Raw genomic sequence first — 26,609 nt, 5'->3', positions numbered from 1 at the left:
CTAAGACATAAAGCGCTGGCCCACCGATACTCCTATCGGTGGGCCAGCGCTTTATCTTTTATCTCAGTGGCTATTTAGCCCTGCATCAGGCTAGAGAGAACCTCTGAGTAGCGGGAGAGCTTATGTTCAGCTTCAATCAGGCGTACAGTACCTGATTTGGCGCGCATGACCAGTGACTGGGTGGTTACGGTGTCGCGGCCGTAACGTACACCGCGGAGTAGTTTGCCGTCGGTAATACCGGTTGCGGCAAAGAAGCAGTTATCGGTGGTAACCAGGTCATCGGTGGTGAGAACCGCATCGAGGTCGTGTCCGGCATCCAGTGCCTTCTGGCGCTCCGCTTCATCGGTAGGAGCCAGACGGCCCTGAATGATGCCACCGGTTGCCTTAATAGCGCAGGCCGAAACAATACCTTCGGGGGTACCACCAATACCCATCATCAGGTCCACGCCGGTGCCCTCACGGCAAGCTGCAATAGCACCAGCAACGTCACCGTCCAGGATCATGCGGGTACGCGCACCGGTGGCGCGAATATCTTCAACCAGCTTGGCATGGCGGGGACGGTCCAGCACACATACGGTCAGCTGGCTAACGCTGGTGCCCTTAGCCTTAGCAACAAGGTGCAGGTTCTGCTTGACGGGCAGGCGCAAATCAACCAGATCGGCGGCCTCAGGGCCGGTGACCAGTTTCTCCATGTAGAACACAGCGGAGGGATCAAACATGGTTCCGCTTTCGGCTACCGCGATGACCGAAAGAGCGTTATCCATGCCCAGAGCGGTAAGGCGGGTACCGTCAATCGGATCGACCGCAACATCAAAGCGGGTTCCGCTACCGTCACCCACCTGCTCGCCGTTAAAGAGCATGGGGGCCTCATCTTTTTCGCCCTCGCCAATGACAACGGTTCCGTTGAATTGAACGGTTTTCAAACGGGCACGCATGGCATCAACGGCCGCGCCATCTGCCATGTTCTTATCACCGGCACCTACCAGGGGGCCGGACGCAATGGCTGCCGCTTCTGTAGCTCTCACCAATTCGAGCGCGAGATTGCGGTCTTCCTTGCTTATTGGGGACATCTTCTCACCTTCGAGTTCTTATCAATTATTTTTAGGCGCAACACCGCACTGGGACGCTTCGCTGCGCCGTATACCTTCTAGCCTACTCGTTTCATCTCTGCCTTTCATGGCCCCACCCCGTCCGCTCCAGCTAAATCGGCTATATGACACAATGAACCTCGGTTGGCGTAGGAGCCACTTCGTATATGAGAATAGGAGACGTGACTTCATCCATGACTCCTGGCCCCCAGCGCCCCACAGACTCCCAGCAGCTAGCTGGCAACGACAGCCAGCCATCAGCTACCGCACCGGAGAACGGTGATGACCGTGTCCTGCCCCAGATCACAGAAAAGCAGGCCCAGCGCATCAACGCCCCAGCGCGCAATATGGTGATTTCCATGGTGGTCATGGTTCTTCTTCTGCTACCGGTTATCTGGCTCATGCCGCAGCCCAACAAGAACCCCTACCGCCCCTCAGTAGACCTACCCCTTGTAGCCTATGAGGCCAGTGACCAGGCAGGCTACCCGGTGGCGGCTGCCCAGCAGCAGGGCTGGCACTACAACTATGCCCGCTGGGTCACCGGCCAAGCGGATGGTATCAACTATTGGTCAACCGGCCAGGTCACACCCACCAACCATTTCATTGAGCTGATTCAAGCTACCAACACCAACCCCACCTGGATAGCCCAGACCGTAGGCAATGCGGTACCGGAGGCTAGGGTCAACGTAGCATCCCTCGAATGGGAAGTCCGGTCCTTGGCTGATCCCGACCATAAATCTAAGGTAACTACTTTCTACATTGGAGAGGTCAAGGGAACCACTCTCATTTTCAAGGGAGAAGCTGAAGCCTCTGAGTTCCAGGCCCTGATTGAAGCAACAGTCAGTTATATGGACTCCCCCACCTCGACAGTCGCGCCCACGCCCTCCAGCGGCATCCGCTAGGACACACCACAAGATAAGTGGCAGTTCATCTGCCGGGAGCGGGAAACAGCCTGCTAGGTTAGTCTTCAACAGATTGATCGCCGGAAAGAAGCCCAGCATGAGCACCAGCATTGAAACCCCCATCCAGGCCTGGGAACGCCTGGTAGAAGGCAACGCCCGTTTTGTGGCGGGTACACGCTCCCACCCCAATCAAGACGCTACTCGTAGGGCTGAACTGGTCGATGGGCAGTACCCCTTTGCCGCTATTTTTGGCTGTGGGGACTCCCGCCTGGCAGCTGAGATTATTTTCGATTTGGGTCTGGGCGATGCTTTTGTGGTTCGTACTGCCGGGCAGGTACTCGATGATGCCGTTCTAGGTTCTTTAGAATACGCAGCCGGTGAACTCAACATTCATCTCATCATGGTACTGGGGCACGATGCCTGCGGTGCAATTACGGCAACCAGGCAGGCTCTCGAATCCGGGACTATGCCACCGGGCTTTATCCGCAACCTGGTAGAAGGAATCCTGCCCTCAGTTATCTCCCCCGAACTGCCGGAAAATGCCAGTATCAGCGACATGGTAGTTGAGCACACCCGCCAAACAGCAGCCCGTATTGCCGAACAGTCCGGGATTATCCGAGAAGGTATCGAGGACGGCAGTATTGCCGTCATCGGGGTTTTTTACCATCTGGCTGATGGCAAAGCCGACCTGGTCTATTCCTCCTCCCCACTCATCACAATTTAGTGCTCTTCTCAGCTGTCATCTTCCGACTCGGATGCGACAGGCATCACGCAAACGTACTAAGCTATAGCTATGACTGAAAACACTGAATACCGCATTGAACACGACACTATGGGTGAGGTTCGCGTCCCAAAAAGCGCCCTCTACCGTGCCCAGACCCAGCGTGCCGTTGAGAATTTCCCCATCTCAGGTCAAACTCTGGAGCCCGCCCACATTCGTGCTCTAGCTCTCATCAAGAAAGCAGCTGCGAGCGCCAATGAAGAGCTCGGTGTGCTTGACTCTACCCGTGCCCAGGCTATCCGCGACGCCGCTGACCTGGTAGCTTCGGGTGCCTACGATGAGCACTTCCCCATCGATGTTTTCCAGACCGGCTCCGGTACCTCATCGAATATGAACACCAACGAGGTACTCGCCACCCTGGCTAACCGCGCCCTGTCCGGTAACGATATTGAGGTTCACCCCAACGACCATGTGAACGCTTCTCAGTCCTCCAACGATGTCTTCCCAACCTCCGTCCACCTGGCAGCTACCGAGGCTCTGCTCAAGGACCTGGTCCCTGCGCTGGAGTACCTGGCTGAGTCACTCGAGCGTAAGGCTCTTGAGTTCAAGGGCGTTGTTAAGTCCGGCCGCACTCACCTGATGGACGCTACCCCCGTGACCCTAGGCCAGGAGTTCTCCGGTTACGCAGCTCAGGTACGTTACGGTATTGAGCGTATCCATGCCTCACTCCCCCGCGTAGCTGAGGTACCCCTGGGTGGCACCGCCGTCGGTACCGGCATTAACACACCTGATGGTTTCTCCGCGCGTGTGATTGAACTCTTGGCTGAGGAAACCGGCCTGCCCCTGACCGAGGCACGCAACCACTTTGAGGCTCAGGCCAACCGAGACGGTCTGGTTGAGGCCTCTGGCCAGCTGCGCAATATCGCCTACTCTTTCATGAAGATTAATAACGATATTCGGTGGATGGGTTCGGGACCCAATACCGGTCTGGGTGAGATCCATATTCCCGACCTTCAGCCCGGCTCCTCGATTATGCCTGGTAAGGTCAATCCCGTTATCTGTGAGGCGGCCATTATGGTTGCCGCCCAGGTCATCGGTAATGACACCACTATCGCCCTGTCATCGACCAACGGTGCTTTTGAGCTGAATGTGGGTATTCCAGTCATGGCCGCTAATTTGCTCCAATCGATCCGTTTGCTGTCCAATACCTCGCGTGTGATGGCCGATAAGATGATTGACGGGCTTGAGGCAAATGTAGAGCGTGCTCGATTCCTGGCGGAGGCTTCGCCCTCCACCGTGACCCCCATGAACAAGCTCATTGGTTACGAGGCCGCTGCAAAGATCGCTAAGTACTCGGTAGCTCATAAGACTACCGTCCGCGAAGCCGTGATTGCTCTGGGCTACGTTGAGCGCGGTGAGGTCACCGAAGAACAGCTCGATCAGGCACTCGATGTCACCAAGATGCTGGGTAGTTTCTAACCTCCCCCGCTAGCTAAGAGCAAAGCCCCGGCGCCCTTGTATGGGCCGGGGCTTTGGCTGTCTTAGGGGTGGGAGAGAAGGTCGAAGCGGGCGCCCTGACGGTGCTTGAGGGCCGCGTCGATGCGGTCTAACATGCGCGGGCTACAGAACTGAGTGAGGTCTTCTAGCGGCACCCAACGTACCTCGCTTGATTCTTCGTCGTTGACGGTGGCTTCTCCTGACACATAGCGGCAATAGAAAGTGTGGTCCAGAAACTGGCAGCGATCCCCATTACCAAAGGTCATGGACGGGTCCGCTTTGACCTGCCCCAGGGCAACCACCTCAATCACCACGTTCGCCTCTTCCTGGGCTTCGCGTAGGCAGGTCAGGGCGGGGCTTTCCCCGGGGTCAACGATGCCGGTCACCGGAGTCCACTGACCGTTATCACTGCGGCGTACCAGGAGGATATCGCCATTCTCACGCTGGATAACCGCGGTAGCACCCGATAGCCACAGGAGCTCGTGGCCGACTTTGCTACGGAGCTGGGTGATGAAGTCTGGGGTAGGCATGGGGTCTCCTTTCAGGGAGCGACCGGGACGGGGGGGGCACATTAGGTAGCGGGGAATAGCAAGGCAATGGTGGTGCCTAAGAGCATGAAAGGGCCAAAGGCTATATGGGTTCTGGCCTGTGCTCTGCCAGTGAGTATCAGTGCCAGGGAGTAGAGGCCGCCCAGGAGGAAGATGAGCAGGTTGCCCCAGAGCAGGTTAAGCGGGGAGAAGTAACCCAGGAGCAGACCCAAGACACCGGCAAGCTTGATGTCGCCCAAGCCGAGGGCCCCGCCAGAAGCAAGGCGCATCACCCAGTAGAAGCCCCCCATGATCACCCCGGAGTAAGCAGTCTGGCGGGCAGTCTCAAAGCTATCGGGGGCTGTCAGCAGGATAACCCCCAGTAGAGGCAGGCCGACTAGCGCGTACATGGGCAGAACAATCCGGTCAGGCAGGCGGTGCTCCCGCGCATCGATAATCCACAGGCGAGTGGCACAGAGAAGGTAGTAACCGGCCACCCACCCCATCAGGAGGGCCGCTAAGCCTGACTGCCAGCTACCTGCCAGAGCATCGGCTAGCAACTGATAAAGCTCGTGCGCCATATTCGATTAAGAGCCGAAACGGCGTTGACGCTGGGCGTAGTCACGCAGGGCCCGCACGAAATCTACCCTGCGGAAATCGGGCCATAGGGCCTCACAGAAATAGAACTCAGAGTAAGCCGACTGCCAGGTCATAAAACCGGAAAGTCGTTGTTCCCCCGATGTGCGGATCAGCAGGTCCGGGTCAGGCATGCCGCTGGTATACAGGTGGCGGGAGATATCTTCAATGGTGACCTTCTCGGAAAGCTCTTCAAGGCTGGCACCCTGCTCGGCTGCTTCACGGAGCAGGCTCCGCACCGCGTCGGTAATCTCCTGACGACCGCCGTACCCGACGGCGATATTTACCTGAAGCCCGCACAGCGAGGCTGTCTGGTTCTCTCCCTCTTCAAGAGTGGAACGTAGACTCTCGGGGAGAGAATCGAGACGGCCCACAGCCTTAATCCGCGCAATTTGAGCGGCAGCAAGTTTTTGCGCGAACCCCTCGATGACCTCTACCAAATCATTAAGCTCTTCGCTGCTACGTTTTAAGTTCTCGGTAGAAAGCATGTAGAGAGTCACCATAGGAATCTTAAGCTCGGTACACCAGCCGAGAAACTCAATGATGCGAGCGGCGCCTGCTTCATGACCGTGCTTGGTACTCTCCCCCAAGAGAGCTGCCCAGCGGCGGTTGCCGTCAACCAGCACACCAATGTGCTGGGGTAGCTTTGAGCCAGGAATCCCTGCTGTTAGCGACCGCTCATAGACCGTATAAAGAGGTTGCGGTAACTTCATGTAAGGCTCCTGAAAAGACGGTGCATGGTGAGTTCTACCCTGCTCATTCTACCCTGTGTCGCACATCGGCTGACCCCACCAGTACAAACCTAGCTTGAAGATCCGCATTCTATTTCTGGCAGGTAACAAACCAAGCCGGCTTAACCTGCCATACTGAGTATATGGATTCAGATGTTGGCAATCCCCAGACCGGTGGAACCGAAGCATTAGAGAATACGTATCGAGAACCTCAAGTCACCCAGGTCCAAGAAGAAATCATGGACTTCTACCGTACCCACGGTAAACCGCTCCTGCGCGGTTGGATTCACGCTGGCTTTACCCCTATCGCCTTTGTCGCCGGAATTATTCTGATTCTTCTCTCTGGCGGTGGCACCCTGGGTGTAGCCTGCGCAATTTTTGCATTCACCGGGGTCCTGCTCTTTGGTGCCTCGGGAATCTACCACCGGGGCTACTGGTCCGCCGGCCCGCGTATGGTGCTCAAACGGCTTGACCACGCAAATATCACCCTCCTGATTGCGGGCACCTACACCCCCATTGCTCTCACCTTGCTGACAGGTACCCAGCGCTCCGTTCTGCTCTGGGTTATCTGGGGCTGCGCGCTTTCAGTATCCCTCTTCAGAATCTTTTGGACGGGGGCACCCCGCTGGCTCTACACCCCGATCTACGTCATCATGGGCCTGATCGCTGTCTTCTTCCTGGGTGACTTCTGGCAGGTCTCCCCCACGTCCACCGTCCTCATTGCTACCGGTGGGCTCACCTACATTGTGGGGGCAGGCTTCTACGCCACCAAAAAACCGGCCCTACTGCCCCAGGTGTTTGGGTTCCATGAGCTCTTCCATGTATTCACCGTGCTGGGTTTTATCCAGCACTACATTGCAGTTCTTATCAGCCTATTGCACTAGCTAGCCTAGGGAGCCAGTTGTACGCATCCCCCGGTATAGCACGGGGCGGGCACCCGGCATGGGATACCGCCTCCCACAGGACCGGTAAAGCTATCAGACCGTTTTTCTAGTGCGGGCGTCGCAGATGATCCTGAGCAACAACAGCCTCATCACGAACTGTCGGAACAACCTGGCCCTGCTGCCCAGCAGCGGCTGCCTCCGCCGCAGCACGTTCCTCAGCTTCACGCGCAATGGCGTACTCACTGCGGTACCGCAGGCGCCGGGCACGGCGCGTCAAATCAAGACCCAACAAGATAATGGCAAGAGCCATAATAGAAGTCACGATAAAGCCAATAATGCCGGGTGAGCCCCTAAAAGAACCGTCCGGGTTCACCGTTGTAATAACGGTGGGGGTAGCCTCAGCGGCGAGGAGAATAAAGGGAGTCAGTGCTGACACGGTGATGATGTCCTCCGTTGAGGGGTTAAAAGCGGGCACGGCCGGTAGGACCGTAAACCATTCTACGCGCCCAGGTTGCCCCAAGCGATGACAGCTAGGTAAGGCACTTAGCTTGCAGTGAAGTCGATACCAGCCGCAAAACAGGTTTCGGGTAACTCGGTGCCCACCCGGGAATGAGCCAGCACATAGTCCTCAAAAGGCCAAATCTTCTTCTGAATCTCGGGCGATACCACAAAAAATATGGAGTCCGGCGCCACCTGGGAACGATGAGCCAGCAGAGCCTGATCACGCTTTTCAAAAAAGTCAGCACAGTTAATGCGGGTAGTAGTCTGGTGCCGGGATATCGGGGGCCGGTGCCCCTCAGCGTCCTCTTCCAAGGACATTGCAATCCACTGGGCAAAAGGAGACTCAAGACCCTCAGCCTCAAGATAGCTGTTAAAAGCCTTCATACGGTCCAGGCTAAAAGCGCGGTCATAGTAAATCTTAGAAACCTGCCAAGGTTGACCGGTCCCGGGGTAAGCACCGGGCTCCCCCGCCTTCTGGAAAGCCTCCATCGACACCCGGTGGGTCATGATGTGGTCCGGGTGCGGGTAGCCACCTATCTCGTCATAGGTGAGAATAAGGTGGGGCTTGAAGTCCCTTACCAACCGGATCAAAGGAGCCGCAGCCTGCTCCAGCGGCAGGCTGGCAAAAGAGCCAAAGGGAAGCGGGGGCAAGGGATCACCTTGGGGAAGCCCTGAATCGACAAAACCAATCCAGCGGTGCTCAATCCCTAAGACCTCAGCGGCCTGCTTCATCTCAGCACGGCGAACACCCGCCAAATCACGGTGAGCAAGAGGGTCGCTCTCTACCTCAGCGTTCAGGATATCTCCGCGCTCGCCACCGGTCATCGATGCAACCATCACACGGGCACCACGAGCTACATAAGCTGCCATACTTGCGGCTCCCTTTGACGATTCATCGTCAGGGTGGGCGTGGACAGCCAGAATACGCAGGCCGGTGTAATCATCCTTCAGGGGAGCCACCAGGGCCGGGTCATAGGCTGGGGTAGATATTTCTGCTACGGTCATACGATAACTCTCTTAGGCAAGGTGACAGGCCGGTGTTTGGGGTATCGTAAGGAGTGCTACCCACTCGAACACACTGGTCAATTCTACCTGCCAGAAACCCGAAGATAGCACCCCATGTTACCCCGTATGAAAGGCCCGGCCATGGCCGCCACCAAGCTCCAAGACCGCTACGGTACAGCCCGCCAGCGAAAGCCCTTACCCAAGGGCTTTTGGTACATGCTCAGCCTCATAGCGGCTGTCATCGGTGGGGCTTTCGTTCTGTGGGTACAGCTCGATGCCAACGACCAGCCAACGGCCCGTGATGTGGGGTTCACCCTGACTAGTTCCGATGAGGTCAAGCTAACCTTTGAGGTCAGCAAACACCCCGAGGACACCGCCATCTGCGCCGTCAAAGCGCTCAACTCAGCGGGCGCGCCCGTAGGTTGGAAAGAAGTAGCAGTGGGCCCCTACACGGACCAGAACGGCAACGGCATTTCGGTTCAAACCGTACAGCTACGGGTACTGGGCGAAGCTACCACCACGACCGTTGACAGTTGCTGGAAAGCCCCCTAACCGCCCGCTATCTCGTCTCAAGTTGAGGCGCGGCCACCGTCTATGGGTAGACTAGGCACGAAAACCTTGAAAGAGTACAGGCTATCGCTCTGTCTCTTTCTCAGATTCAGCCGGTGCAAGAGAATCTAACACCGCACCGATTACAAGGAGTAATAATGACAGAACGCGAAGGCGCTTGGCTCACTCCCGAAGCCTACGACAAGCTCAAGGCTGAGCTAGAGCACCTCTCTGGACCCTACCGCCAGGAAATCATCGACCGTATCTCTGCGGCCCGTGATGAGGGCGACCTCAAGGAAAACGGCGGCTACCACGCCGCTCGCGAAGAGCAGGGTAAGAATGAGGGCCGCATCAAGCAGCTCCAGCAACTGCTTGAAAATGCCCAGGTGTCAGATAAACCTGCAGCCGATGACGGCATTGTCACCCCCGGCATGGTCGTTGAAGCCAAGATCGGCGGCAAGACTATGACCTTCCTGCTGGGATCCCGCGAAGTCGCTGATACCCTGGTCGATGGTAGCGACCTGCAGGTCTTCTCTGAGAAGTCCCCCATGGGGGCCGCCATCAACGGGCACAAGGTTGGTGAAGAGCTCTCCTACGAGGCCCCGAACGGTAAGCAGATTCCTGTTACCATCGTCTCCGCTAAACCCTTCCAGGGCTAGTAGCCAGCCATGAGGCAAAATAAAAGCCCGGGGGCTTCTCTTCTTGAAGGGAAGCACCCGGGCTTTTGAGGATCTATGCTGCTTCTGCAGTCCTTGCAGGCTACGGCAGGGTCTGACCCTTGGCTTAGTAGACCACAATCGGCTGATAGCCGGCGGCCTCTAGCGCCGCAATTACTTCTTTGCAGTGCTCAGCGCCCTTGGTCTCCATATCAATGGTGATGGACACATCGCCCATCGACAGGGCACCGCCCACACGGGTGTGGTCCACACCGGTCACATTGGCATCGCGCTCAGAAATGATGCGCGAGATAGTGGTGAGCTCACCGGGGCGGTCATTGAGCATCATCTTGATAGTCATGTAACGCCCAGCGGCTGACAGGCCTCGCTGAATCACCTTAAGCATGAGCATGGGGTCGATATTGCCGCCCGAAAGAACACAGACGGTAGTGCCCAGGTCACCGTATTTTTCTTTCAGGCTCCCGCTTATGAGAGCGGCAACCGATACAGAACCGGCAGGCTCAACAACTAATTTGTTGCGTTCCATCAGGAAGATAAGGGCACGGGCGATTTCGTCCTCAGATACCGTATGAACATCGTCCACCAGGGTTTTAATGATGGTGAAGGGAAGCTGACCGGGCCGGCCTACCGCAATACCGTCAGCGATAGTCGATACCTTTTTGAGGGGCACCAGAGCATCGGCAGCTAGTGAGGGTGGGTAGGCTGCAGCATGTTCAGCCTGCAAGCCGATAATGCGAATCTTTTTGCCGAGCTGTTTTTCTTTTTCACGCACAGCAATAGACAGGCCAGCCAGTAGGCCACCACCGCCAACACCTACCAGGATAGTGTCGACATCAGGAACCTGCTCCAGAATTTCAAGGCCCAAGGTACCCTGCCCCGCGATAATATCCTCATTATCGAAAGGATGAACAAAAACAGCACCCGTTTCCTCAGCGAAACGTTTGGCCTCAGCCAGCGCCTCATCAACATTAACGCCGTGCAGGATAACCTCTGCCCCGTGGCTGCGGGTGGCAGCAACCTTGGGCAGTGCAGCGCCCTGCGGCATGTAGATTCGGGCAGAGATCCCCAGGCGAGAGGCTGCAAGGGCTACGCCCTGGGCGTGGTTTCCAGCCGAGGCAGCGACCACTCCAAGGGCCTTTTCAGCCTGAGTCAGTTTAGCCATGCGCACATAGGCACCGCGTACCTTGAAGGACCCCGATCGTTGTAGATTCTCACATTTGAGAAACACCTCGGAACCTATCTGTTCACTGAGGGCACGGGAGTGAGCAACCGGGGTGCGTTCAATAACACCCTTGAGTAGTTGGGTTGCTTCTTCGATCTTATCTATGCTTACGTGGAGCTTTTCAGCTGCGGTATCTTGCACGGCTGTACCCTTTATTTGGTAGCTTCTTGGTGATTCATGGGACCTGTATCTGCTCTAGCTGTCGCAGCTTCTTCTGCCTTGAACTCGCCTTCTTTTTCTTTAATACGGTTGAGGCGTTCCTTGACCTTTTCGGCAATAACTTTTCGCTCTAACCGTTTTTGCTCGTGAGGATAGAGGAACTCGCTTTCTCGAATATAGGGGTCTTTCTCCCACTCTCGTCCCGCAAGATAACGAATCACCGTGTTGGTAACTGCCAGGATGGGTACAGCGAAGAGAGCGCCAATGACGCCGTAAAGCATGGATCCTGCCAGTACCGCGATGACCACGGCCAGCGGGTGCAGAGACACAGCCTTACCCATGACCAGAGGCTGGAGAATATTAGATTCAATCTGCTGGACCAGCAGGACCATAAGTAGCATCACCAGAGCATTAACGGGGCCGTTGGCTACCAGGGCCAGCAAAACTGCAATAGCTCCGGTAAGTAAGGCACCGATAACCGGGATAAAGGAACCCAAGAAGACCAAGACGCCCAGGGGCACTGCCAGCGGGACGCCCAAGAAGAAAGCAGAGAGACCGATTCCCACCGCATCCACAGCCGCTACAAAAACCTGCACCCGCACATAAGACACTAGGGATCTCCAGCCCTGGCGACCGGCCCCGTTGACTGCCCGACGGGCCTCGCGCGGAAAGAGCTTGACGATAAACAGCCAGATTTTTTCCCCCTCTAAGAGGAAGAAGATCAGCGTAAAGAGGACGATCACCATACCGGTTCCAATATCGGCTGCAGTAGAGCTGACACTGGCCACTCCGCTAAGAATGCTCGAGGTGTTGTTTTGCAAGGTCGCTAGGAGCTGGCTGATATATTCATTGACCTTATCTGCCCCCAGATCAATGGGTAGGTTGTAAAGCAGGGCTAGGAGCTGGTTCCAGCCCTCTATGACTTGGTCAGAGAGAGACGAAAAACCGACGGTTAGTTGTTGCCCCACCATGGCTAGAAGCCCAATGACCAGGGCGATCAGACCAATTTCGGTAATAGCTGTTGCTAACCCGTTTGAAACTCTGTATCGGCGCAGGAAGTAAACCACAGGTGATACTAACCCCGCCAAGAGAGCTGCAATCATCACAGAAATAATGATGAGCGATACTTTGGCTAGCGCCCAGTAGAGGGTTGCGGCTGCAATGGCTATAATCATCAGCCTCCAGGCCCATGCCGAAGCAACGCGTAAGGCAAAGGGAAGCTGCTGACTGACAGCAGAGCTAGATCGAGATGATGGGGAGGTGTCGTTACTCATGCTGTCCATCTTCCCATGTTTTGAGTACCTGTGGCACCGACTAACCCATGTCGTTTCTCTGAGAGTGACTAAGCTCGCTCACACTGGGTACAAATAGCTGCTTGAAGGCTCAGGAGCGCCCCTGCTCTAGGTTGCTCTCAGGCCCTGGGAGATAGGAAGGGCAGAAGCCGGTTTCCCAGCTTCTGCCCTTCCCTATATTGGTTGTCTTAACCTTAGTCAGCCATGGAGCGAATGTAGTAAATTACGCGAAGAATCTCGATGTAAAGCCAGACCAGTGATACCACTAGGCCGAAAGCGATACGCCACGATTCGCGCTCGGGCAGACCTGACTTGATAGCTTCACTTGCGTGGGTGAAATCAAGCAGTAGGGAGTAGGTTGCCAGCAATACAGCGAAAAGACCGATAATCAGTCCCAGAGGAATACCCATAACTTCAACGCTCCGAGCATTGAAATCAAAGAACATCGAGGTCACAAGATTGACCAGGCAGAAAACGGTGTAAGAGATAGCTGCGACCATGAAAAAGCGGGTCAGCTTAGCAGTGGCACGAATTTTGCCAGAGGAGAAGAGCGCCAGAATGGTCCCGAAGACGATGACGGTTGCCAGAACCGCCTGAACAACGATGCCAGGGTAGGAAGCCTCGAAGAAGAGTGAGAGGCCACCGACCAGGAAGCCTTCCATGACCGAGTAGGTCATGACCAGAGCAGGCGAAACCTGCTTCTTGAGGGCGTTGACGAAGCCCAGAACCAAACCGCCAACCAGACCGACAAACATCAGAATGGGGAACTGCCAGGCAATAACTGCGGCCACAAGGACCAGACCAAAGTTGAGGCCGGTCTTGACGATGATGTCGTTGATGGTAATACGATTAGTGTCTACTGGGGTTGCGGCAGGCGCGGTGTACATCTGGTTGAGCTGCTCAGCAGATACGGGCTGGCCGTAGGGAGCCTGCTGGCCGTAGGGGGCCTGCTGTCCATAAGGGTTCGATGCGGTGGTGGTTCCGCCGGCACCGAACTGCCCGAAGCGGGGATCCCCCTGAGGCTTAGTCATGTTGTTAATGAGTGGGTTTCCAGCCACGCTATGTTCTCCTCGCTGTGATACAGAGTTCACGTAAATATCTTGTTCACCAGCCTAGCTGATAGAACATCTTTTTTCTGCCCTTTTTTCTCAGGGCGTGATAAGGGAACTCAGTTCTACCCTGCCGAGGTCAGCTCCCCCTCAATAAAGTTCAAGACAGCGCCTTCCTTATGAGAGCCGATCTGCAGGCTGGCCGCATCTAAGAGAACCGGATCGCTATTTGCCATTGCAAGTGCCCGGCCCGCGTAGCGGAACATTTCAAGATCATTGCCGCTATCACCAAAAGCCGTTGTCTGCTGCCCAGGTACCCCCAGGTGGTTAGCCAGCCACTCTAGCCCGTGCCCCTTGTGATGGCCCTCAAGAATCAGGTCAATAGCCCCAAAACCGCTTGAGGTCGCTACGATGCCTTCAGGTAGAGCTTCTTGAACCATTGCCAGGGTTTCATAAGCATCCTCTTGCCCGGAGCTTGTCAGCGCCAACTTCACTACGGTATCAGCAAGCTGACTCCGATCTGTCAGAAGCTGAGCATTGGGGTAGAAAAGTCGCAGGGCACTGAGCGGGTTGCTCTCGTCAAGGTCTGGCACCTGAATACCCTTGGCCTTAATCTGGGCAAGAATCAGGCTTGCGATGGGCTCAAGCCGCTCCTGGGGGACATAAGATCCGTTTCGGCAGGAGATAACAAGACCGAACTGGGGGTGGGCTTGGAGTGCCTTCAGCGTCTGCTCAACCAATTCCGGGCTAAAACTCCAGAGCGCTAGGTCCTTCCCCTGATTGTGGATAATGGCACCATTCTCAGCGATGTAGTAGAGGTTGGAGTGGTGCTCATGTCCAGCCATGTACTGCTGGATCTTGGGCATCTGGTTGCCGGTAGCAATAGCCAGGTAGGAGCCTTGCTCCGCCAGCAGATCCATGACCCGGTCGAACTGAGCATGGTCATAGGTTTTATCTTCTGCAAGCAGCGTCCCATCAAGGTCTACAGCGTACAGGTGGGGGGCTTTCGCTTCCTTGTCATTCACCACAGGTTTTTCTCCTCGCTCACGGGTTAGCGGCTTGTCTTGACCAGGGGACCAGAGCGCTTTTGAACAAACAGCACAGCCAGAGCCCCTATGTCTGCTTGACCTTATTCTGCCAAAAGCAAGTATATAGGCCCCGCTAGAAAGAAGATCAGGGAGATCGTCCCCGGCTCTTTAGCCTGATCACCAAGGATGGACTTCCATCTAGGCCCTCTAGGCGGCTACACTTATATAAGTTTTGATGCCACCGGATTACCAGAAATAAGATTTTCAGAGGGCATCAGACGCCCTCCCATTAGATTTAAGATGCCCGTCCAAGTTTGGTATTCATAGGCCAGTACTTCTAACTGCTTCCTCCGCATTTTAGCTAGCTTGAAGCATCCCATTACCCTTCTGCTCCATGACACTACGAGCTTGAAATGCTCAAAACCCAAAGGAATTTCTGTGAAAAGAACCCTGGCAACATCGCTGATTATCGCATCATCTATGCTCTTGAGCGCCTGCCATAATGAACCTGAAGCGCAACCTGCCCCCAGCCACATCAGCCAGGACGTCGTCCAAGAAGATGAGGGGCAGGATGAGCCAGATCTTTACGCCCAATACGCAATCAAGGACGGTCAGATATCTTCTACTAACCTGGTTGGACAGGACGGTGCTGTCGATCGAGAGGACAAGATCATCTGGGAAAAAATCATACAAATCATCCCCCCGCAGTACCTATCGATGATTAGCACATACGAGGTAGTGACCGACGGTAAAGATGGGGTTCTTGCCTCGGTTAATCTCAACGAGGACCTGACAACCTGGACTATCTCCGTTGATCTGGATGACACTCTAAATAAGAACCAGCAGCTAACACCCTCCAGTACGGTTACTATCATCCACGAAATGGCACACATTATTGCCCTGAACAGTCAACAGATGAGTTCAGAAGAGAATCAAGATACTGCCCATGCCGTTCAAGAGGGAACCTTAAAAAAAGACTCCTACCTTAGTGCTTTTTACGATAAATTCTGGAAGGACCATCCCGGTATCAGCCAGAAAGATTCGGGCATAGGTGCGAATCGTATTGATTCTTACCAGGGTTCTTTTGACCAGCGCCCCGATGACTTCATCACTGAGTATGCTGCTGAGAATCCGGTTGAGGATCTTGCAGAATCATTTGCTTATTTTGTTGTTTTGGATAGGCCAGAGGACGACAGTCTCAAGTCACAAAAACTTTCATTTTTCTATAACTATCCAGAGCTTGTTAAAGTCAGGGACGACATCAGAGCCAAAAACAACCTGACGCAAATGGCTGGAGAGCTAGCCGAGCTAAAATCAGGTCACCGGCTCTGAGATTGCAGTATCCCTTACTGTTTGCTGATAGCACCCCCTGTGGCATGGCACCAGGGGGCTGTTCGGGGATGTGCTTGAGCTGAACTACACCCCGGAGGAGGGCGATTGGTTGAGAAGGCCGCTACCTCCCGAGTTGTAAGCCAATGGGTTAACACGGGGACTAAAGTAGGCTGATAGGCATCTCGGGGGAAAACTATATATAGACAAGGTTCTGCTTGGGAACATAAAAAGACACGGAAGAAAGCTCCCGCGTCCTTTTACAGATCGTAATATCGTTTCTTAAATAAATCCCGATGCGCAGAATCAACCTCTAGATCACGATATTTTTCCTCTAGATAACCTGCTTTAACCATATCTTTAGTCTGCTCAGACCTTTCCCGAATCTCAGCACGAGACAGACCTGGCTTCCACGGCTTAGACAAGAAACCCACAACCCCGAAAACAATAAAGAACACAAGCGCACACACAAGACCAGCCACTGCCTCATGAGAGATCAGAAAGGCCCCCACCCCCGCCAAACAAGGGAGCACTAGAAACTCAGGTAAAGCATAGCCCCATCCACCCGGGTCACCGTGAGACGCCTTGATAATAAAGGGACGTTGCAACAGCACCACAATCAGCTCACCCCCAAGGACCACAGCACTGATAAAGACAAGGAGGCTTTGACCCCCAAAATCAAGGGCAGGGAAGAGGAATGAGAGTAACCAGTAGATAAGGCCTGCCAGGAAAGCCAGAAGAGCACTAGTCATCAGGTGCCCTAGATAGGCTGCGGACAAAGAAACGTATTCTGGGTGATTCTGATCGTATGCCTGGTTGGATGTCATGAGCACTGCTCCCCTTGATTTGAGAAACACGTGGAGGGATATCTGTGATTGTATCCCTCCACTGTTGAGAATAGTTGAGAGACTGTCCGTGAGGGCGTCACTGCATCCTAATATGTCTTGAAGAACGCCTGCTAAGTAGTCACCGATTTTCGCTGCGGTGGTAACGGTTCGAGCAGCACACCAGCTACCTCAAGAGTTGCGGTTTCACGGGTAGGCAATTCATCAGCAGTCCATATTGATAGGATGCCAGCCCCCAAAAAACTACCCTCACGCAAAAACATTCAACCGCCAAGGATAACCAGCCCCGCCCAACAAGACCCCTCCCTTGAACCCCAAGGAGAATCCTTTACTCCTGCGGCAGATGAAGATGCCCCGGAGATAAATCCAGGGCATCCAACATACACGGCTACTTCCTATATATTCAATATATTCCCTGCTGGGCACCAAGAACAGAGGCCACTAGAAAAGCAAACGGTATAGCGAAAACAGCTAAGATTGCGCTTAAAACAGCCATTTTTCTATTCCCCCCAAAGGCAAACAGGAAGAACGATAGAACAAAAAGAGAAGTAAGAGAAACTACCGTGACAAAGGTCTGAAGAGGGGTTTCGGTTCCCATCAACAAAAGATTTATATACCAAACAACTGCGGGGGCCAAAACAATGAACCCCAGACGCGAAAGCATCTTTTCTTTATTTTTCGCTGTTCACTCTCAGTCTCAGTCTCAATAGCTGCAGTAGACAAGAAAAACGCCCCGTTGGGCTTCAAACCAAACGGAGCGTCCTAGCAGGTGGTGCCCCCACTGGGACTCGAACCCAGAACACAAGGATTTTAAGTCCTCTGCCTCTGCCAATTGGGCTATGGGGGCTAGGGCGGTGCCAGCTCGGCGCTTAAGCCGGGCTGGCACATTCTTCGCCTCTACATTTATACCAGAAAAGTCTTTAGAGCTTGGCCTTAGACTTCTCGGGGGCGGTACCGGTCGCCTGCTGGAAAGCCCGGCGGGGTGAGCGCTGGTGACGGATTGATGAGGTGTCACGGCCAAAGACCTGGTTGAGCGCCCAGGTAGTCATGACACGAGCGGTACGCTCAGTAGTGGGGATAGCCAGGCCGTGGTAGCCACGGTGCATAATCCAGGCCAGAGGACCGCCGATGGTCTTACCCTTGATATTAGCAACACCCTTCCACAGGCCTAGACCGGCAACAACGCCAATAGTCTCGTGGTAGTAGTCGGTCAGGGCTTCGCCACGGCGCTTAGCCAGCAGGTTCTCTGCCAGCTTGAGAGCCTGACGTGAAGCGTGCTGAGCGTTAGGCACGCAGAAGCCACCAACCCCGCCACCGGAGAGATCGGGGACAGCGGCATTATCGCCAGCGGCCCAAGCATCTTCAATCACGCCGTCCTCGCCAGCAACACGCAGGTCAGCCTGAACACGAACGCGGCCGCGCTCGTCAACGGGGAAGTCAGTTTCCTTGAGCATGGGGGAAGCAGCAACACCGGCAGTCCAAATCAAGGTGTCGGTGTCGAGCTCACCAGCGGGTGACTTATCGCCCATATTGATGAGCTTGAGGTGGCCGTCGGTTGCATCGGCCAATGAGGTGTTCAGCAGAACCTCGATGCCGCGGGCACGCAGTTCAGCAACAACTTTCTCGGCGCGGTCTGCGGGGACCTCGGGCATGATGCGGGGGGCCGCTTCGACCATCACAAAACGCAGGTCAGAAACCCGCAGGCGCTCGTTACGGTTAACTGCCTCGCGGGCCATGTCTTCGAGCTCAGAGATGGTTTCCACACCGGCAAAGCCACCGCCGACGATGACGAAGGTAAGTGCACGACGGCGTTCGTCCTCATCGGTGGTCAGCGAAGCGATTTCGATGCGTTCCAGAACCCAGTTACGTACAGAGACAGCTTCTTCAACGGTCTTCATACCAATAGCAACCTCGGCCAGGCCGGGGATGGGGAAAGCACGGGTTACAGCACCGGCCCCCAGGACGATTTCATCGTAGGTCAGCTCAAAAGGCTCACCGGCGTTGATGGGTTCGATGGTTGCGGTCTTGGAGGCATGGTTAATCGACAGCACGCGGCCACCGATAATTTCTGAATCGCGCAAGTGCTGACGAAGCGGAACGGTCGCATTACGGCCTTCCATGGAACCAGCGGCAACCTCGGGGAGGAAGGGCTGGTAGGTCATGTAAGGGTTGGGATCAACGATGGTGACAACACCACCGGATTCTTTGATAACCTTCTGAATCTTCTTTGCAACGGTGAAACCGACGTAGCCGCCGCCGACAATGAGAACGCGGGGGCGATCCTGTGCAATCTTGTTGAATGCCATTCGTGTTTAACTTCCTGTTGATGTGTTGCCGGTACTCCGGCAAAAAGTCTCCATGCTTATCTTGCCACTTTTAACTGCATAAATATAGTTTTTTACCCAGCATGTGATGGGCAGAGCGGTCTGAAGGGCCTTGCAGGGAATAAGACCGGGGCTAGGTTCTCTGCTTCCGCTCCCCTAGCGTCGCCGGTTACGCCGTAGGATCCCGGTAAGTTGATGAATACTGCCTAGGGTAATAATTCCTAGCCAGAAAGCGAAAGCAGCTAGCACGATAAAGGGTAGAACCCCTGAGTCTTCCACTGGCCGGGAAGGAACGGGGGCCGCAAGCGGGCTAATGCTCTCGCCCACCTTGTGCAGAGGTGTTTGGCTGGGGCTGGGATCAGCGGTAGAACTGGCCGCGTTCTTTCGGTGAACCCTGATCCAGTCCTTCATGGAGCCTAAGGGGTTGGTCTGGGTATCATCCGGAGTATCGGCTGCCAAGGCTTTGGCGGGGTTGATAATGCCGTAACCGTAGAGCACATCTCTCCCGGGTGCCCCCTCATCATCTGCCGACGAGATAATCCGTTCAATGACCTGATGGGCGGTGAGGTCCGGGTATTTCTCCATGATGAGGGCGGCCAACCCGGTCACCAGCGGTGCCGAGGCGCTGGTTCCAGACCAGGTAGCGTACTTGTTACCCGGGATAGCACCAACCATTGACTCACTCGGTGCGGACACGGCAATGGAGATACCCTGGGAGGAAGAAGACCAGGAATCCTGACGGTTGGTATCAACACCACCTACGGTGAGCACACCGGGCATGGTCGCTGGTGCCCCAACCTGGGTGATCCCAGCACCCCGATTCCCCGCAGAAGCAATAATCAGAACCCCTTTTTCTTCGGCGTAAGCAAAGGCAGAATCCCAAGATTCCGGCCACGAGGTGTCGTTGGACCCTACGGAGAGGTTGATAATGTCGGCCCCCTTGTCCACCGCGTAGCGGACGGCATCAGGTATCTGCTCGTTGATGGAAGGGCTACCGGCAACGCTGGTTCCCAGTTCAAGAGAAATCGGCAGAATGGTGGCATCGGGTGCGACCCCTATCACGCCAGCAGGTTTGCCCGGCTGACCGGGGTTAGCCGATGTTGAGCCGTCGCTGTGGCCGTGGCCAGCAATCATCGAAGCGACCAGGGTACCGTGCTCAGGCTCAAGGCCCAGGCCTTTCCACCCCTTAGAAGAACTGCTCACGCCCGAGGCATCGTAGCCATCAATGACGTTGTTCACGAGGTCCTGGTGGGTTCCATCCACGCCCGTATCAATGACGGCAACAGTAATTCCTTTGCCTGTGGTTTGCTTCCACAAGCCGGTGATACCGTACTGGGTCAGCCAGTACTCGCGGCTACGAATAGAATCGCCCCGGGGAGATGTCGATGCTGAGGGGCTAGCCTGAGTGTCCGCTGAAAGGCTCGGGCTGGCAGTTACTGCCTGCGCCGTGGGGGCTAGGCCCAGGGCACCGCTACAGGCTACAAAAGTAGCGCAGAGCAGGGCTAGGCCTTTTCGCAAACGCTGGTGGGCCATTGGTTCCTCTAGAGCCCCGCGCGAGATGCTACTGACAGGGCAAGGCCATCCAGAATATCCTTTTCAGAGGCCAGGGCACTGGTGACGGCGCCCCCTGTCATGGCCGAGACTCGCTCTACAATGCGCGCCCAAATCACTGAGCCAGCGGGAATCACATCGACCCGCCCATCGTGCATGTACCCCAGCTTAGAGCGCTGGGCGCTAGTCATAGCCACCATGTCAGCAGCCGCCTTGCTGATGTCCTTGATGCAGATATCAGCCCGGTCGATACGGGCAGGGTCATAGCTCTCCAGGCCTAAGGCGTGAGCCGCAACCGTTGTCACGGTACCGGCCACACCGACAATGCGCTGGGTAGCGGAAAGGTCAACAGTACCCAAGGCGGTAGCAAGAGCTTTATCGGTATCGGCAATAACCCGAGCCACCTGCGAGACATTGGGCGGGTCAGAGCTAATGTGCCGCTCGGTCAGCCGCACGCAACCGATATCCACGGAACGAGCCGCAAGAACACCCTTCTGATTACCCAAAACGAACTCGGTGGAGCCACCGCCCAGGTCAACCACCAGGGTTGTTTCACCGGTGTTGCCTACCGATGACAGGGCACCCGCAAAGGACAGCTCAGCTTCTTCGGTCCCGGTTATTACCTCGGGCTCAATCCCCAGAATGTCCTGGATACCGCGGGTAAAAATATCGCGGTTACCGGCATCTCGGGTGGCGCTGGTCGCGGCAAAACGCACCTGCTTGACCCCGTACTCTTTCAGGAGCGCCGCATAGTCGCGGGTTGCCGCGAAGGTACGTTCCAGGGATTCCTTAGCCAGCCAGCCGGTCGCATCCACGCCCTTGCCCAAGCGCACAATTTTCATCTGCCGCTCTAAGTCTTTGAGCTGGATACCGTTGTCGGTGGGCTGGGCTTCAGCGATCAAGAGGCGGATTGAGTTGGTTCCGCAGTCGATAGCTCCAAGGCGCATGGGTTCTCCCTCAGATAGTCTCGGGGTGGGGGTTGGCTTACTGGTGGCTGAGGTTTAGTCGCGCCAGGTGGGGTCGCAGTGACAGGTGTCAGGGGTCCACCACTGAGCAATCAAATCTAGGGTCTGGTCCCCGTAAGGGTTGATACCGCGCCCAACCGCCAGGGTATGCCCAAGAACAGCGTGCAGGCACTTCACGCGAGTCGGCATACCCCCGGCAGAAACACCCTCAATTTCAGGTACCTGATCGAGGCCGGCAAGGGAGCGGATACGGTCGCGTTCAGCCAGGTAGTTCTCGTGGGCCGCCCTGTATGCCTCAGCTTTATCGACCTTATCGGTAACCTCATCGGTCATTTCATACATGACCCCCTCGGCCTCAAGACGGGAGACCGCGGCGGTAATCACGGGGTGAGCCAAATAAAAAACGGTGGGGAAGGGTGAGCCGTTAGCCAGCCGGGGTGCGGTTGCCGCAACCAGAGGATTCCCGCACACACAGCGGGCAGGGATTTCCACAACATCACGCACGCTTCGGCCTAGCTGTGCCGAAAGCACCCGGATATCAAGGTCGGTGGGGGCAAGAGTCTCGGCTGTCACGCCAAAGCCTTGGGGGTTGTGTGTGGTCATGGTGTCCTTTGATGTGGCCGGTGGGCATTGTCGGTTTAGTCTAGTGGGTGGCCCGTCACCGGGTACCCGGATAAATTCTAGGGAGCGGTCGGACTCCTAGGGGTTTCTGTTGGAGTAGCAGATCCCGTGGAGGTAGGGCCCTTTGCCTTCTCAGACTGAGGGGCATTGGGGTCTTCAGCCGCGAGCTGGAAGGAACCCCACAATTTAGTGGTCCAGGAGTCCTCGGGTGCTGTCTTGGCGGCGGCACTGGTGTCATCGGCAAGTTCGCTGGTGGTATCCAGCCCGACTACCAAGTAGGGGGTCTCCCCCGGCTCCACGTAGAAGAGACGGCTACGAGCCTGCTGCTTGACGTAGTTGTCGTCCTGCCAGAGGTTAACCTGGTTCTGTAAATCTTTCTTCTCAGCCTCCAAGCTAGTGATATTGTCCTTGGCGGCCTTAATCTCCTGGTTCTGTTTGATAAAGGATGTAAGCGGGCTGTAGACCGAAAGCGCGATAATGACCAGGACCAGGGCGAAGGTGATGAAGTGACCCGAGAAAGAGTGCGCCGCGACAGGCTTATCGGGGAGCTCAGAGCCGGTAGAGGGCACAGACTGTTTAGCTCGCTGAGCCCGAACAGATGAGGCAGCCGGTTTTCCCAGGCCAAAGCCAAAGAAAGCCGCAATGCGGTTAGGCTTTTTGTTCCCCTGTTGCCGTGCCATGCTGTATTTCCTGATTCTGCGGGTTGGTCCGCCGCTCTTTTGCTAGGGCTTCACTCAGAAGCCCGCATGCTCTCTTCCGTCAAGATTACCAGTCTACCCGCTCCCCCACCCACCCCACCAAGGCAAAAGGTAAGAGCTATGCCCTCATAGGCTGAACAGTGACCGAGTATAAAGAAGTGCCCCGGTAGGTAGCTACCGGGGCACCGCAGTCAGTCTATAAAACAGACTTACTTGGCAAAGCGGGGGAAAGCGCTCTTACCGGCGTAAACAGCCTGGTCGCCGAGCTCTTCCTCGATACGCAGGAGCTGGTTGTACTTAGCAACGCGCTCTGAACGTGCGGGAGCGCCGGTCTTGATCTGGCCGGCGTTGGTTGCAACAGCCAGGTCAGCAATGGTGACATCCTCGGTCTCACCTGAACGATGTGAAACCATGCAACGGTACTCGCTGCGCTGAGCCAGTGCCATAGCGTCAAGGGTCTCGGTCAGTGAACCAATCTGGTTTACCTTGACCAGCAGGGCGTTAGCAGCACCGCCGTTGATGCCCTGGGCCAGACGCTCGGGGTTGGTCACAAAGAGGTCATCGCCAACAATCTGGACCTTGTCGCCGATTTCGGCGGTGAGGGTCTTGTAGCCCTCCCAGTCATTTTCATCCAGGGGATCCTCGATAGAAACGAGGGGGTACTTGGCAACCAGGTCAGCGTAGTAGGCGCTCATTTCAGCAGCGGTCTTCTTCTGGCCTTCAAAGTCGTATGCGCCGTCATTGTAGAACTCGGAAGAAGCGACATCCAGAGCCAGCGCAATCTGCTCGCCGGGCTTGTAGCCAGCCTTCTCGATAGCCTCAATGATCAGGTCCAGAGCTGCCGCGTTGGACTCCAGGTTGGGAGCAAAGCCACCCTCGTCGCCCAGACCTGTGGATAGGCCACGATCGTGCAGAACAGCCTTGAGCGAGTGGTAAACCTCAACGCCAGCCTGCAGGGCAGCAGAGTAGGTGTCGAAGCCGATGGGGGCAATCATGAATTCCTGGATATCAACGTTGGAGTCAGCGTGTGAGCCACCGTTGAGGATGTTCATCATAGGAACGGGCAGAAGGTGAGCGTTGGGGCCACCCAGGTACTTGAAGAGGGGCAAGTCAGCGGACTCAGCGGCGGCCTTAGCAACAGCCATGGAGACACCAAGGATAGCGTTTGCACCCAGCTTGCCCTTGTTATCGGTGCCGTCAAGGGCAATCATGGCTGCATCAACAGCACGCTGGTCAGTGGCATCAATACCAATAACCTCTTCAGCGATTTCATCAATCACAGCAGATACAGCGCCAAGAACGCCCTTGCCCAGGTAAACAGCCTTGTCGCCATCGCGACGCTCAACTGCCTCCCATTCACCGGTGGATGCGCCTGAGGGAACTGCTGCGCGGCCAAAAGCGCCGTCTTCCAGAAGTACCTCTACTTCAACTGTGGGGTTGCCGCGTGAGTCGAGAATCTGACGGGCATGTACTGCGGTAATCAAAGCCATGAAAATGCTCCTTGAAGGATAAAAAGGTGGAATGGCTGTATAGCGTCAAGCTGATTGCTCAATAGGCCTCTCGGCCCAGACGCGTTTATGCTTCCAGTCTACCAAAAAACCCACATAAGCACACAGAAATTCAATATTTCCCACCTTTTTCTTCAATACGTCTGTGATTTGTGGGAGCAGAGCCAACGGCTCACAACACCGGAGCCTCCGAGCTGCCGAGTCCCCCTACAGGAGAGGTGCCCTACACTCACCCGCTCAGAGAGCACTGAAGGAGAGACTATTCAGAGTGGTGCTGAATATAGGAGCGGGTGTGGCTCCTCAGGGACCGTTCAGCATCCAAACCAGCGGCACGGGCAGCAGCCACCAGCTCAAACAGGTAAGCGCCCAGGGCCTCTTCAGTCTCGATACCGGCAGGCAGACCGGCAGGATTCTCCCCCTGACACGGCCACAGACCCGCTTTTGAGGCCTTATCCAAGGTCTTATCTGCCAGAGCAAGGGCAGGCAGGTGCGGTGGAATACCGTCCAGAAGCCCCCTACGTTCAGGCTTCTCAAGCTTCTTGAGCCGGTCCCAGGCTTCACATATTTCCTGGGCGCTCGGGCCGGGCCCAGCACCCTCACGGGGAGAAAAGACGTGAGGGTTACGGCGAATCAGTTTTGCGGCCAAATCAGCTACCACATCTTCCATGCCAAACCCACCCAGCTCTGCGGGCACCTCTGAGGCCATCTGGGCATGAAAAATAAGGTTGAGAAGCACATCGCCCAGTTCCTCCCGGAGCAGGGGAAGGTTAAGACCCCGAGGGTCTTCAAGAGCTTCAAGAACCTCGTAGGTTTCTTCAATGAGATAGTGCATGATGCTCTGGTGGGTTTGTGCACCGGTCCAGGCGCACCCGCCGGGCTGACGCAGGGTCTGCATGATCTCCAGGAGCTGGGAGAAATCAGCCGCTGTGGGAGTCCTATCAGAGCCCGGTATCTGTTGCCCAGTCCCCTGCCTGTTAGTAGCTTCATGGGGTTTGGGAGTTGAGGGTTGAGGCTCCGAGGGTTTAGGCTCCTGAGACACAGCTCTCCCCTTCTTGCTCCTGGAGAGCTAGCTGGCTGTAGACCATCTGGACGCTCCGCAAGAGTGCCTGCTTCTCATCCTGGGAACAGAAAGCACCGTTAATGGCGTTGAGAGTGACCTCAAAGAATTCGGTCAGACCAAAGCCGTGATATCGGGCCAGCTCAGCAAACTCACGGGTCATGCTGGTGGAGCTCATCAGCCGGTTATCGGGGTTGATTGTTACCGCAAAACCAGCCTGCAGGAGCAGTGCCACCGGGTGCTCCTCGTAGGAACGGGCAGGTTCAAAGTCGAGGCCGAGCCCCACCCGGTCAAGGTGTTCCGCCGCATCGGTTTGCAGGTTAGAACAGGGGCAGGTTTCCAGGGTAGTCCGGCGATTCTTAACCCATTCGGCAACCTCACCCAACTGTAGGACGGTCTGCTCCCGGTCAGCATCGGGCAGCAGCTCACCGGTCGGGTCAATCTCAGCCAGGGTACGAGCGGTAATGTCCTCTGTGATTCGTACACCGTGGCCCAGGCGCAGAGCACGACCAGCCACCAGGGCTTGACGAATCGAGTCAAGCCCGTAGGCCTCTCCCGCATGAAGGGTGACCGGCAGAAAATGACGGGCCGCAAGATCAAGGGCCTCCGCGTGGTCAGCAGCAGAGAAGCCGTCCTCCGGGCCAGCTAGGTCAAAACCCACCACACCCAGGGGGCGGTAGGCCAGAGCTGTTTTCACAACCTCCAGGGAATTATTCTGGTGGCGCATGGCGCACAAAATCTGGTTGACCAGAATACGCCCGCCAGCCTGCCCTACCTGTTCCATACCGTCCATGAGCCCGTCAGCTACCGCTTCAACAGCCTGGGCCATACTCAGCCCCTGGGTCAGGTGCAGTTCGGGGGCCCAACGGACCTCGCCATAGATCACACCGTCAGCAGCCAAGGTCAAGACATGCTCCATAGCCACCCGGCGCAAGTTTTCAGCAGTCTGCATCAGCGCTACCGTGTGCTCAAAAGTTTCAAGATACCGTTCTAAAGAACGAGAATCAGCGGCCTGTTTAAACCATGCCGCTAGAGCCTGAGGCTCCTCAGCAGGCAGCTCGTGCCCTATCTCCTGCGCCAGCTCAATCATGGTTTCCGGGAGCAGACCACCGTCAAGGTGATCGTGCAGACAGACCTTGGGCAATGACTGTAACCAGGTAGTGGGGGTATCGCTCACTCGTTTTCTTCTCTCATGGTTTTCTTGTGGAAACCGCCCCGCCACACGCGAAGGTGTGCCGGGGCG

General features: G+C 55.9%; 27 protein-coding genes and 1 tRNA gene. 7 read left to right on the top strand and 21 right to left on the bottom strand.

What is annotated here, in order from left to right; genetic code table 11:
• Window positions 1-74 precede the first annotated feature (74 nt).
• A complete protein-coding gene (gene glpX, locus ACN080_RS00590; protein ID WP_419104418.1) occupies window positions 75-1,070 on the bottom strand; it encodes a class II fructose-bisphosphatase in 996 nt (331 codons plus the stop codon).
• A gap of 200 nt (window positions 1,071-1,270) precedes the next feature.
• On the opposite strand from glpX, the gene ACN080_RS00585 reads away from it, so the two are divergent.
• The 3 genes from ACN080_RS00585 to ACN080_RS00575 all read left to right on the top strand — a co-directional run bounded on the left by ACN080_RS00585 (window position 1,271) and on the right by ACN080_RS00575 (window position 4,190).
• Window positions 1,271-1,990 carry a DUF4245 domain-containing protein gene (locus ACN080_RS00585; protein WP_419112774.1) on the top strand — a complete coding sequence of 240 codons (720 nt, stop codon included), beginning with the start codon at window positions 1,271-1,273 and terminating at the stop codon, window positions 1,988-1,990.
• A gap of 97 nt (window positions 1,991-2,087) precedes the next feature.
• Window positions 2,088-2,714 (top strand): carbonic anhydrase, encoded by a 627-nt coding sequence (locus tag ACN080_RS00580; protein ID WP_419099897.1) that lies wholly within the window; start codon window positions 2,088-2,090, stop codon window positions 2,712-2,714.
• Between the two features lie 69 nt (window positions 2,715-2,783).
• Window positions 2,784-4,190 (top strand): class II fumarate hydratase, encoded by a 1,407-nt coding sequence (locus tag ACN080_RS00575; protein ID WP_419112773.1) that lies wholly within the window; start codon window positions 2,784-2,786, stop codon window positions 4,188-4,190.
• A 62-nt stretch (window positions 4,191-4,252) separates the two neighbouring features.
• Here the strand turns inward: ACN080_RS00575 and ACN080_RS00570 are convergent, their stop codons facing one another.
• From ACN080_RS00570 to ACN080_RS00560, 3 genes are read right to left on the bottom strand one after another with little or no spacing between them, the layout of a single operon-like run.
• Window positions 4,253-4,738, bottom strand: a complete 486-nt coding sequence (locus tag ACN080_RS00570; protein ID WP_419099899.1) for an NUDIX hydrolase — start codon at window positions 4,736-4,738, stop codon at window positions 4,253-4,255.
• 41 nt (window positions 4,739-4,779) lie between these two features.
• Window positions 4,780-5,316 (bottom strand): prepilin peptidase, encoded by a 537-nt coding sequence (locus ACN080_RS00565; RefSeq protein WP_419112772.1) that lies wholly within the window; start codon window positions 5,314-5,316, stop codon window positions 4,780-4,782.
• A 6-nt stretch (window positions 5,317-5,322) separates the two neighbouring features.
• The gene (locus tag ACN080_RS00560) at window positions 5,323-6,084 is read right to left on the bottom strand and encodes an isoprenyl transferase (RefSeq protein ID WP_419099901.1); all 762 of its coding nucleotides are present in this window, start codon (window positions 6,082-6,084) and stop codon (window positions 5,323-5,325) included.
• A gap of 161 nt (window positions 6,085-6,245) precedes the next feature.
• Here ACN080_RS00560 and trhA point away from each other — a divergent pair, with 161 nt between their 5' ends.
• Complete coding sequence (trhA, locus tag ACN080_RS00555; RefSeq protein ID WP_419104415.1) at window positions 6,246-6,986, top strand: PAQR family membrane homeostasis protein TrhA; 741 nt, start codon at window positions 6,246-6,248, stop codon at window positions 6,984-6,986.
• A 106-nt stretch (window positions 6,987-7,092) separates the two neighbouring features.
• On the opposite strand, the gene ACN080_RS00550 is transcribed toward trhA, so the two are convergent.
• A complete protein-coding gene (locus ACN080_RS00550; RefSeq protein ID WP_419111271.1) occupies window positions 7,093-7,461 on the bottom strand; it encodes a hypothetical protein in 369 nt (122 codons plus the stop codon).
• 68 nt (window positions 7,462-7,529) lie between these two features.
• Window positions 7,530-8,492 carry a mycothiol conjugate amidase Mca gene (gene mca / locus ACN080_RS00545; protein WP_419104413.1) on the bottom strand — a complete coding sequence of 321 codons (963 nt, stop codon included), beginning with the start codon at window positions 8,490-8,492 and terminating at the stop codon, window positions 7,530-7,532.
• A 114-nt stretch (window positions 8,493-8,606) separates the two neighbouring features.
• On the opposite strand from mca, the gene ACN080_RS00540 reads away from it, so the two are divergent.
• Together ACN080_RS00540 and greA are read left to right on the top strand one after the other, a co-directional pair.
• Window positions 8,607-9,044, top strand: coding sequence for a DUF4307 domain-containing protein (locus ACN080_RS00540; RefSeq protein ID WP_419104412.1), 438 nt, complete (start codon window positions 8,607-8,609; stop codon window positions 9,042-9,044).
• A gap of 155 nt (window positions 9,045-9,199) precedes the next feature.
• Entirely contained in the window at window positions 9,200-9,700 is a 501-nt protein-coding gene (gene greA / locus ACN080_RS00535) for a transcription elongation factor GreA (protein ID WP_419104411.1), read from the top strand.
• A gap of 124 nt (window positions 9,701-9,824) precedes the next feature.
• Here greA and ilvA read toward each other — a convergent pair whose 3' ends face one another.
• The 4 genes from ilvA to ACN080_RS00515 form a co-directional block, all read right to left on the bottom strand.
• Window positions 9,825-11,081, bottom strand: coding sequence for a threonine ammonia-lyase (ilvA, locus tag ACN080_RS00530; RefSeq protein WP_419104410.1), 1,257 nt, complete (start codon window positions 11,079-11,081; stop codon window positions 9,825-9,827).
• A gap of 11 nt (window positions 11,082-11,092) precedes the next feature.
• Entirely contained in the window at window positions 11,093-12,373 is a 1,281-nt protein-coding gene (locus tag ACN080_RS00525) for an AI-2E family transporter (RefSeq protein ID WP_419099908.1), read from the bottom strand.
• Between the two features lie 212 nt (window positions 12,374-12,585).
• Window positions 12,586-13,449, bottom strand: a complete 864-nt coding sequence (locus ACN080_RS00520) for a Bax inhibitor-1/YccA family membrane protein (protein WP_419112771.1) — start codon at window positions 13,447-13,449, stop codon at window positions 12,586-12,588.
• A gap of 116 nt (window positions 13,450-13,565) precedes the next feature.
• Window positions 13,566-14,468, bottom strand: a complete 903-nt coding sequence (locus tag ACN080_RS00515) for an HAD-IIB family hydrolase (protein WP_419112770.1) — start codon at window positions 14,466-14,468, stop codon at window positions 13,566-13,568.
• A 438-nt stretch (window positions 14,469-14,906) separates the two neighbouring features.
• On the opposite strand from ACN080_RS00515, the gene ACN080_RS00510 reads away from it, so the two are divergent.
• The gene (locus ACN080_RS00510) at window positions 14,907-15,800 is read left to right on the top strand and encodes a hypothetical protein (RefSeq protein ID WP_419112769.1); all 894 of its coding nucleotides are present in this window, start codon (window positions 14,907-14,909) and stop codon (window positions 15,798-15,800) included.
• Between the two features lie 257 nt (window positions 15,801-16,057).
• On the opposite strand, the gene ACN080_RS00505 is transcribed toward ACN080_RS00510, so the two are convergent.
• The 11 genes from ACN080_RS00505 to ACN080_RS00455 all read right to left on the bottom strand — a co-directional run bounded on the left by ACN080_RS00505 (window position 16,058) and on the right by ACN080_RS00455 (window position 26,543).
• Window positions 16,058-16,624, bottom strand: coding sequence for a hypothetical protein (locus ACN080_RS00505; RefSeq protein ID WP_419112768.1), 567 nt, complete (start codon window positions 16,622-16,624; stop codon window positions 16,058-16,060).
• A 421-nt stretch (window positions 16,625-17,045) separates the two neighbouring features.
• Window positions 17,046-17,306 (bottom strand): hypothetical protein, encoded by a 261-nt coding sequence (locus ACN080_RS00500; RefSeq protein WP_419112767.1) that lies wholly within the window; start codon window positions 17,304-17,306, stop codon window positions 17,046-17,048.
• Window positions 17,307-17,412: 106 nt separating this feature from the next.
• A tRNA-Leu gene (locus tag ACN080_RS00495) sits at window positions 17,413-17,489 on the bottom strand.
• A 73-nt stretch (window positions 17,490-17,562) separates the two neighbouring features.
• On the bottom strand, window positions 17,563-18,948 hold the full coding sequence (locus ACN080_RS00490) for an NAD(P)/FAD-dependent oxidoreductase (RefSeq protein ID WP_419112766.1): 1,386 nt from the start codon (window positions 18,946-18,948) through the stop codon (window positions 17,563-17,565).
• Window positions 18,949-19,122: 174 nt separating this feature from the next.
• Window positions 19,123-20,499 (bottom strand): S8 family peptidase, encoded by a 1,377-nt coding sequence (locus tag ACN080_RS00485; protein ID WP_419112765.1) that lies wholly within the window; start codon window positions 20,497-20,499, stop codon window positions 19,123-19,125.
• A gap of 8 nt (window positions 20,500-20,507) precedes the next feature.
• A complete protein-coding gene (locus ACN080_RS00480) occupies window positions 20,508-21,464 on the bottom strand; it encodes an exopolyphosphatase (protein ID WP_419104402.1) in 957 nt (318 codons plus the stop codon).
• A gap of 54 nt (window positions 21,465-21,518) precedes the next feature.
• Window positions 21,519-22,085, bottom strand: coding sequence for a DUF501 domain-containing protein (locus ACN080_RS00475; RefSeq protein ID WP_419099917.1), 567 nt, complete (start codon window positions 22,083-22,085; stop codon window positions 21,519-21,521).
• 77 nt (window positions 22,086-22,162) lie between these two features.
• Window positions 22,163-22,783, bottom strand: a complete 621-nt coding sequence (locus tag ACN080_RS00470) for an FtsB family cell division protein (RefSeq protein WP_419112764.1) — start codon at window positions 22,781-22,783, stop codon at window positions 22,163-22,165.
• Window positions 22,784-23,010: 227 nt separating this feature from the next.
• On the bottom strand, window positions 23,011-24,291 hold the full coding sequence (eno, locus tag ACN080_RS00465; protein WP_419099919.1) for a phosphopyruvate hydratase: 1,281 nt from the start codon (window positions 24,289-24,291) through the stop codon (window positions 23,011-23,013).
• A gap of 277 nt (window positions 24,292-24,568) precedes the next feature.
• Window positions 24,569-25,348 carry a MazG nucleotide pyrophosphohydrolase domain-containing protein gene (locus ACN080_RS00460; RefSeq protein WP_419112763.1) on the bottom strand — a complete coding sequence of 260 codons (780 nt, stop codon included), beginning with the start codon at window positions 25,346-25,348 and terminating at the stop codon, window positions 24,569-24,571.
• The gene (locus ACN080_RS00455) at window positions 25,332-26,543 is read right to left on the bottom strand and encodes an adenosine deaminase (RefSeq protein ID WP_419112762.1); all 1,212 of its coding nucleotides are present in this window, start codon (window positions 26,541-26,543) and stop codon (window positions 25,332-25,334) included. Before ACN080_RS00455 ends, ACN080_RS00460 begins: the two co-directional genes overlap by 17 nt.
• Window positions 26,544-26,609 lie beyond the last annotated feature (66 nt).

It is taken from the genome of Rothia sp. CCM 9416 (assembly GCF_048513535.1).
GTDB lineage: Bacteria > Actinomycetota > Actinomycetes > Actinomycetales > Micrococcaceae > Rothia.
This window is presented reverse-complemented; position numbering and strand designations above follow the sequence as displayed.

Excerpts from the sequence above, each read along its gene's own strand:
- glpX (WP_419104418.1), bottom strand. The coding sequence starts at position 1,070 with ATGTCCCCAATAAGCAAGGAAGACCGCAATCTCGCGCTCGAATTGGTG.
- ACN080_RS00580 (WP_419099897.1), top strand. The coding sequence starts at position 2,088 with ATGAGCACCAGCATTGAAACCCCCATCCAGGCCTGGGAACGCCTGGTA.
- ACN080_RS00575 (WP_419112773.1), top strand. The coding sequence starts at position 2,784 with ATGACTGAAAACACTGAATACCGCATTGAACACGACACTATGGGTGAG.
- ACN080_RS00570 (WP_419099899.1), bottom strand. The coding sequence starts at position 4,738 with ATGCCTACCCCAGACTTCATCACCCAGCTCCGTAGCAAAGTCGGCCAC.
- ACN080_RS00565 (WP_419112772.1), bottom strand. The coding sequence starts at position 5,316 with ATGGCGCACGAGCTTTATCAGTTGCTAGCCGATGCTCTGGCAGGTAGC.
- ACN080_RS00560 (WP_419099901.1), bottom strand. The coding sequence starts at position 6,084 with ATGAAGTTACCGCAACCTCTTTATACGGTCTATGAGCGGTCGCTAACA.
- trhA (WP_419104415.1), top strand. The coding sequence starts at position 6,246 with ATGGATTCAGATGTTGGCAATCCCCAGACCGGTGGAACCGAAGCATTA.
- mca (WP_419104413.1), bottom strand. The coding sequence starts at position 8,492 with ATGACCGTAGCAGAAATATCTACCCCAGCCTATGACCCGGCCCTGGTG.
- ACN080_RS00540 (WP_419104412.1), top strand. The coding sequence starts at position 8,607 with ATGTTACCCCGTATGAAAGGCCCGGCCATGGCCGCCACCAAGCTCCAA.
- greA (WP_419104411.1), top strand. The coding sequence starts at position 9,200 with ATGACAGAACGCGAAGGCGCTTGGCTCACTCCCGAAGCCTACGACAAG.
- ACN080_RS00525 (WP_419099908.1), bottom strand. The coding sequence starts at position 12,373 with ATGAGTAACGACACCTCCCCATCATCTCGATCTAGCTCTGCTGTCAGT.
- ACN080_RS00505 (WP_419112768.1), bottom strand. The coding sequence starts at position 16,624 with ATGACATCCAACCAGGCATACGATCAGAATCACCCAGAATACGTTTCT.
- ACN080_RS00500 (WP_419112767.1), bottom strand. The coding sequence starts at position 17,306 with ATGCTTTCGCGTCTGGGGTTCATTGTTTTGGCCCCCGCAGTTGTTTGG.
- ACN080_RS00490 (WP_419112766.1), bottom strand. The coding sequence starts at position 18,948 with ATGGCATTCAACAAGATTGCACAGGATCGCCCCCGCGTTCTCATTGTC.
- ACN080_RS00485 (WP_419112765.1), bottom strand. The coding sequence starts at position 20,499 with ATGGCCCACCAGCGTTTGCGAAAAGGCCTAGCCCTGCTCTGCGCTACT.
- ACN080_RS00480 (WP_419104402.1), bottom strand. The coding sequence starts at position 21,464 with ATGCGCCTTGGAGCTATCGACTGCGGAACCAACTCAATCCGCCTCTTG.
- ACN080_RS00475 (WP_419099917.1), bottom strand. The coding sequence starts at position 22,085 with ATGACCACACACAACCCCCAAGGCTTTGGCGTGACAGCCGAGACTCTT.
- ACN080_RS00470 (WP_419112764.1), bottom strand. The coding sequence starts at position 22,783 with ATGGCACGGCAACAGGGGAACAAAAAGCCTAACCGCATTGCGGCTTTC.
- eno (WP_419099919.1), bottom strand. The coding sequence starts at position 24,291 with ATGGCTTTGATTACCGCAGTACATGCCCGTCAGATTCTCGACTCACGC.